We start from the raw sequence: 6,725 nt of genomic DNA, 5'->3' as shown, positions 1-6,725 counted from the left end.
CGCCCTCCACCCCCTGGCCGCCGCCGCCCTCCTCGGCCTGGCGGTGCTGGGGCGCGACCTGTCCGGCCCCGTCGTGCTCCTCGTCGTCTCGGGCGTGCTGGCCACCGAGCTGCTCCACAAGGCCCGCCTGGCCAGCCGCCGGGACGGCTGACGGCGCCGGGATCAGACCGGGATCAGAGCAGGGCGTCGACGGTCGGCCGAACGGCGTCGTGGAGGCACTGCGCCTCGTCGGCCGAGTCGGCGATGGCCGTCAGCCCGAACCGGCCGTCGATCGGGATGCCGCTCAGCATGTGGGGCACGACGCCGGTCCGCGTCGCCAGGTCGAAGCCGAGGCCGGCGTCGACGACGGCATGGCGCACCCGCACCGGGTCCAGGGACCGCCACGCGGGGTCGTGCAGGTTGTCGGTGGCGACGTAGTGCTTGGGCCGGCCGTCGGGGCACGCGAACGTCGAGGTCGCCGGGTCGTAGCGGCCGCCGGTGAGCGAGCGGGCGGTGGAGAAGGGGTGGGTCGTGCCGCCCTTGCGGAGGTTGATCTCCAGGGCGTACAGGTCCCACTCGCCGCGCCGGCGCACGGCGGCGAAGTCGACGGCCAGCCGCCCGATGACCCCCTCCGACGCCAGCCGCTCGCCCACCACCCGGGCCAGCCGCGCCACCTCGGCGGCGTAGGCGGGGTCGGCCGGGAAGCGGCACCCCTGGTACACCTGCCCGGCATGGCCGCCCAGGATCTGGTCGTGGGTGGAGAGCACCACGACCTCGCCCGCCGGCGTGACGCTCAGCTGGGCGCTCGGGCTGCGGAAGTCCTCCCCGTCCACGCGGACCTCGACGATGCCCCGGTTGGCCGTGAACGTCTGGACGTACCACCCCGGCAGCGCCATCAGCCGGTTGGCCAGGGCGGCGGCCTCCCCGGCGGCGCCGGGCTCCGGCAGCCCGGAGAGGTCGATCACCGCGTTGCCGTCGCCCGACGCGCTGTCGTCCAGCTTGACGATCACCGCCGCCAGGCCGGGATGGCGCAGGCGCAGGGCGCTGATGGCGTCGGCCGCGTCGGGCAGCGAGCGCAGGCCCTCGAAGCCGTCGGGGAGGGGGACGCCCGTCTCGCGGAACAGCCGCCGGCCCCCGGTCTTGGTGGCCAGGCGCCAGAACCGGGGGTGGGCGCCGTACAGCGGCATGTCGAGCTCGACGGCCAGCCGGCACTCGTTGACCCCGACGTTCCACGGCTCGACCAGGGCGGGGGCGTCCCCCGCCAGCCGGCGCAGGGTGGCGATGACGTCCGGCCGCTCCAGCAGCTTCTCGGCCAGCGGCCGGGGCGACGGGTCGCCCAGGGCGATGATCGTGAGCCGCTCCTCGGCGCCGGCCCGCGCCGGCGGCGGCAGGAGAGCCAGGTAGGCGTCGACGATGTCGGCCGGCGGCTCGGTGGACGTGAGGTAGGCGAGGCGGGTGCACCGGTCGCCGAGCAGCAGGATGCTGCACAGGTAGCGCTGCTCGAGGGCGGGGATGCGCTCGGCGTAGTGGGCCAGCAGCACGGGGTCGACGTTGTAGGACGGGACCTCCACGACGAGGTGCTCGGTCCGCGAGTGCGGGCGGTGGGCCCGCCACGCCCGGTCGAGCTTCGCCTGCACCCGGGCGAAGGCGGCCTCGTCCACGGGCACAGCGTGCCGCAGCCGGCGACGCCGCGCGCGCCGTGGTGCGACGCCTAGCGTCGAGGTCGACACGACCAGGGAGGCAGCATGAAGTTCCTCGTGATGTGGCGGGTCGAGCTGTCGAGGGTCTCGGGGGAGATGATGAGGTCGGTGCTCACCATGCCCGACCACGCCAGGCCGCTCGAGGAGAGCGGGAAGGTGATCGGCCGCTACCACGTCGTCGGGGGGCACGGCGGCGCGTGGATCTACGACGTGGAGTCCAACGAGGAGCTGGAGATGCTCCTCGCCCAGTCGCCCGTCTACAACTTCTCGCACTACGAGGTGTACCCGCTGGCCGACATGGCGGCCCTGCCCATCGAGTCCAAGGGCGCCTCGCCCCCGTCGCCGTGAGGCCCCGAAATAGCTGGAACGGTTAAAGGTCACCACCTCCGACGTCGAAGACCAGGCGTACGACAATGGCAAACCCGCCGCGAGGCGGGGACGCAAAGCCACGGGGCCCTCGCGGTCAGCCGGGCTACCGAACGATTGGAGCACCCAATGAAGCGTCGCACGAACGCGGCTTCGGACGGGCCGATGCAGATGTCCCGGTCCTTGCTGAGCCGGCCGCTCCGCCGTGAGCGGGCGGGCGATCGACGGGAGCTCCCGATCGAGTGGCTGGCCGCCGACCCGGTCTTCCGGCGCCGGGCCACCTCCCGCGCCTGACGCGCCAGGTTCGGCGCGGCCCGGCTGTGGGCATGCGCACTCGTGGGACCTGCGGCTGCGGATGCCCCGTCCCGTGGAGGCAACCATGCTCGCCAGTCGGAGGTCTCCGGGGCCCCGAGTCGTCGTCGTGACCGGAGGCACCGCCGGCGTGGGGCGGTCGACGGCCGAGGAGTTCGCCCGCCGGGGTGACGCCGTGGCCGTGCTCGCGCGCGGGCAGGAGCGGCTCGACGCCACCTCCGAGGCCCTGTCCGGGCAGGGCGCACGGTGCCTGGCGATGGCGGTGGACGTGGCCGACGCCGCGGCCGTCGAGGCTGCCGCCGAGCGGGTGGAGGCGGAGCTCGGGCCCATCGACGTGTGGGTCAACAGCGCCATGACGTCGGTGTTCTCGCCCGTGGCCGAGGTCGAGGCGCACGAGGTCGAGCGGGTGGCGGCGGTCAACTACCTGGGCAGCGTCAACGGCGTCCTGGCCGCCCTCCGGCGCATGCGCCCCCGCGACGCGGGCACCATCGTGCAGGTCGGCTCGGCGCTGGCCTACCGCGCCATCCCGCTCCAGGCTGCCTACTGCGGGTCCAAGTTCGCCATCAGGGGGTTCGTGGACTCGCTGCGCTGCGAGCTGCGCCACGACGGCAGCAACGTGCGGGTCACGTCGGTCCACCTGCCGGCGCTGAACACGCCGCAGTTCGAGTGGGTGCGGTCCCGCCTGCCCCGCCACCTCCGGCTGGTAGATCGGGGGGACCGGCTGGGGGTGGCGGCACGGGCCATCGAGTGGGCGTCGCGCCACCGGCGACGGGAGGTGTGGGTCGGAGCCCCGACGATCACCACCATCGTGGCCAACCGGCTGGCGCCCGGCCTGCTCGACCGCTACCTCGCCCGCACCGGCTTCGACGCCCAGCAGATGGACGAGCCGGTGCGCCCGTCCCGCGCCGACAACCTCTGGGAGCCCGCCCCGGGCCGGCACGGCGCCCACGGCCGCTTCGACGACCGGGCGAGGGAGCGCAGCGTGGTGTCCCAGGCCAGCCGGCACCGCCGGCTCCTGGCCGGGGCCCTCATGGCCGCCGCCGTGGGGGCGGCCGCCCGCAGCCGTTCCTAGCTCCGCCGCGGCTCCCCTCCGGGCCGGCGTGGCCGGGGCCGGCCCCAGCGCCCCGGCCCGGCGGCCCGGGTTCCGGCGGCAGAAAGGGGCGCTATTCGCCCGGATCTGCCGCCGGAACGGCGTGCCCGTCAGCGGGCGCGGCGGGCGGCCGCGTCGGCCGGCCCAGCGCCGGGCGGCCCGGAACGGCGTGCCCGTCAGCCGCCCCCGGCCCGGCGGCGGGCGTGGCGGGCCGCCGCATCAGCCGCGTCGGCCGACGCCCGGGCGTCGCGGGCGCGCCGGGCCGCCTCGGCGGCGTCGGACCCGAGCTGCGCCGCCCGCTCCGCCGCCTTCTCGGCCTCGGCGGCGGCCGCTGCCGAGGCCTGGGCCAGCTGGGCGGCCCGGCGCTCGGCGTCCGCAGCCTCCCGGTCGAGCCGGCGGGCCCGGTCCTCGGCCTCGTCCGCCTCGGCGGCGATGCGCCGGCGGTCGGCCGCCTCCGCTCGGGCGTCCGCCGCCAGGTCGTCCTCCGGCGGCCGGTCCGGTGGGAGCGCCGCCCGCTCGGCCGCCGGCGTGGTGGCGCGGCGGGCGGCGGCGGGGGCCGCCGCCACCGAGGACCCCTCGAGGCCGAACCCGGGGGCGTCGCGGTCGGTGTCGAGGTTGCCGCGGCGGACGAGGTCGGCCACCTCCTCGTCGACCACCGCCGCCCGCAGGCTGGCGGCGATCCGCCGCTTGTGCGCATCGGTGGCCGCCTTGCCGGCGCTGCTCAGGACGTTCGCCGCGGCGGCCACGGCGGCGTCGACGGCCCGGCGCTCCGCCGCCTGTGCCTCGCGGACACCGGAGGCGTCGCCGCCGAGGGCGTCCCCCATGGCGCCTCGCAGGGCGGCGCCGGCCTCGAGGACGGCGTCGACCAGCTCGGGACGGTCGACGGCGACCTGGTTGAGCGCCCACGCCGACGGCGGCGGCCGGCGCAGCCCGGCCACCTCGGCGGCCTCGTCCTTGCGGCCCCCGGCCTTCAGCTCCTTGGCCAGCCGGTTGCGGGCGGCGACGAAGTCGTCGGGATCGACCCGGTACAGCTCGGAGACGGGGTCCGGGCCGGCCACGGCGGGACGGTAACAGCGGCCCGGCCCCGGCGTACCGTGGCGGCCGATGTGCGGGCGCGACGGGCAGGGCGGTGGCGGAGGGACGGTCCTGTCGCGGAGGGCGCTGCTGGCCGGCGCGGCCGCCGTCGCGGGCGCCGCGCTGGTGCCGGGCTGGCGAACGTCGGCTGCCGCCGGCGCCGCGGTGGGGACGGTCGACCTGGGCGGCGTCGCCGTGCTGCCGCGAGAGGCATGGGCCGCCGGCCTGGCCCCCGTCGGCCCCATCGCCGCCGAGCCCGACGTCCGCTACCTGCTCGTCCACCACTCGGTCGACCCCGGCAACGACTACGGCGAGGGCGATGTGCCGGGGATCCTCCGGCGGTTCTTCCGGTTCCACACCTCAGCGGCGAAGGGGTGGCCGGACATCGCCTACAACTTCCTGGTCGATCGGTTCGGGCGGGTGTGGGAGGGGCGGGCGGGCAGCCTGGCCGCCCCCGTGGCGGGCGATGCCACCGGCGGCAACCAGGGCTTCGACCAGCTGTGCTGCTTCGTGGGCAACCACCAGGTGGGGGCGCCGACCGCCGAGGCCTTTGCCGCCATGGGCGACCTCCTGGGCGCCCTGGCCCGCCGGCACGCCATCCCGCTCGCCACCGGCGCGACCGCGACGTTCACCTCCCGCGGGTCCGACCGCCACCCGGCCGGGACGGTGGTGACGACAGCGACCGTGGCCGGCCACCGGGACATGAGCCGGACGCAGTGCCCGGGCGACGAGGTCTTCTCCCGGCTGGCCGAGCTGCGCCTGCTGGCGGCGGGCGGCACGGGGCCGTGGCCGGCGGCACCGCCACCGGCCGCTCCGGGCACCGCGGCGCCATCCGCCACCACGGATGCATCGCCGGACGAACCGTCGTCGCCGACCACGGCACGGCCGGCGGCGACGGCCACGTCGGACGTGGCCGTCGAACCGCAGTCACCGCCGACGGCAGGCCCGGCGACGACCGCGACGTCCACCCCGCCGACCGCCCGCGCGGCGACCGCCCCGACGGTCGCAGCCGGGGAGGCGCCGCCCCGCGCCGCGGGGGGCTCGGGAGGGACCGCGGCGGGGCCGCTGGTGGTGGCCGCCGGCGCCGCCGTCGTGGCCGCGGCGGGCGCCGCCGCGGTGGCCGGCCGACGGCACCGGGCCACCCCACCGCCGGACCCACCGCCGGACCCGCCGCCGCCGCCGGCGCCACCCTCCTGACCGTCCCGCGCCCCGGCCCGCGGCCCGCCGCCGCCACCGCCGGCGACACCGTCCTGACTGGGCGAGACTCCGCCGGTGGCCGTGGTGGTCCCCGTGGACGATCCCTCCGACCAGCGGGTCGCGGACTACGTGGGGCTCACCGATCCCGACCTGCGCCGGCGTCGGGAGCAGGGCGACGGTGCCGGCGGCGGGTTCTTCATCGCCGAGGGGCTGGTCGTCATCCGCCACCTGCTGCGCTCGCCGTACCGGGTGCGGTCACTGCTGCTCACGCCCCGCCGCCTCGAGGCGCTCGCCCCCGACCTCGAGGGCGTCGACGCACCCGTCTACGTCGGCTCCCAGGACGTGGTCAACGCCGTCACCGGCTTCCACCTCCACCGCGGCGCGGTGGCGTCCGCCCACCGGGAGGCGCTGCCCGACCCCGCCGACGTGGCGGCCGGCGCCCGCCTGGTCGTGGTCACCGAGGGCATCAACGACCACGAGAACCTGGGCGCCCTGTTCCGCAACTCGGCCGCGTTCGGCGCCGGCGCCCTCGTTCTCGACCCGGCCTCCGCCGACCCGCTCTACCGGCGGTCCATCCGGGTGTCCATGGGGCACGTGCTGCGCGTCCCGTTCGCCCGGGCGGACCACTGGCCCGACGTCCTCGGCGATCTCCGCCAGGCCGGGTTCGAGGTCCTCGCGCTCACGCCGCGACCCGACGCCGACGACCTGGCCACCGTGGCGCCCGGTCCTCGCCGGGCACTGGTGGTGGGTGCCGAGGGCCCGGGCCTCTCGCCCGCCGCCCTGGCCGCCGCCGACCGCCGGGTCCGCATCCCGATGGCCCCGGGCGTCGACTCGCTCAACGTGGCGACGGCCGCCGCCGTCGCTCTGCACCATTTGTCGGCCCTGCGGGAGTGAGCCCGTTTTCGGCCCGACAGGAGGATGAAGCGGCTGGGATGGAGAACCTTCTGCCATGAAGGCGCCGTCGACGAAGCCGAACTCCGCGACCCGGCGGCCCCCCGAGCCCCTGC

Annotated in this window: 6 protein-coding genes and 1 riboswitch; of the genes, 4 read left to right on the top strand and 2 right to left on the bottom strand. The window is 77.1% G+C overall.

Annotation, left to right across the window (positions count from 1 at the left end; genetic code table 11):
* Window positions 1-173: 173 nt before the first annotated feature.
* Complete coding sequence (locus tag VM242_14395) at window positions 174-1,640, bottom strand: peptide ligase PGM1-related protein (GenBank protein HVM06353.1); 1,467 nt, start codon at window positions 1,638-1,640, stop codon at window positions 174-176.
* A gap of 84 nt (window positions 1,641-1,724) precedes the next feature.
* Here VM242_14395 and VM242_14390 point away from each other — a divergent pair, with 84 nt between their 5' ends.
* Window positions 1,725-2,027, top strand: a complete 303-nt coding sequence (locus tag VM242_14390) for a muconolactone Delta-isomerase family protein (protein ID HVM06352.1) — start codon at window positions 1,725-1,727, stop codon at window positions 2,025-2,027.
* Between the two features lie 57 nt (window positions 2,028-2,084).
* Window positions 2,085-2,159: riboswitch (cyclic di-GMP riboswitch) on the top strand.
* Window positions 2,160-2,400: 241 nt separating this feature from the next.
* The gene (locus VM242_14385) at window positions 2,401-3,429 is read left to right on the top strand and encodes an SDR family oxidoreductase (protein HVM06351.1); all 1,029 of its coding nucleotides are present in this window, start codon (window positions 2,401-2,403) and stop codon (window positions 3,427-3,429) included.
* A 194-nt stretch (window positions 3,430-3,623) separates the two neighbouring features.
* Here the strand turns inward: VM242_14385 and VM242_14380 are convergent, their stop codons facing one another.
* Entirely contained in the window at window positions 3,624-4,505 is an 882-nt protein-coding gene (locus VM242_14380) for a hypothetical protein (GenBank protein ID HVM06350.1), read from the bottom strand.
* A 46-nt stretch (window positions 4,506-4,551) separates the two neighbouring features.
* Between VM242_14380 and VM242_14375 the strand changes: the two genes are divergently transcribed.
* Window positions 4,552-5,718 (top strand): N-acetylmuramoyl-L-alanine amidase, encoded by a 1,167-nt coding sequence (locus VM242_14375; protein HVM06349.1) that lies wholly within the window; start codon window positions 4,552-4,554, stop codon window positions 5,716-5,718.
* A gap of 75 nt (window positions 5,719-5,793) precedes the next feature.
* Window positions 5,794-6,612 (top strand): RNA methyltransferase, encoded by an 819-nt coding sequence (locus tag VM242_14370; protein HVM06348.1) that lies wholly within the window; start codon window positions 5,794-5,796, stop codon window positions 6,610-6,612.
* Window positions 6,613-6,725: the final 113 nt, after the last annotated feature.

This window comes from Acidimicrobiales bacterium, from assembly GCA_035540975.1.
Classification (GTDB): domain Bacteria; phylum Actinomycetota; class Acidimicrobiia; order Acidimicrobiales.
The sequence above is the reverse complement of the archived record's forward strand: the minus strand, read 5'-3'. Positions and strand labels throughout refer to the sequence as shown.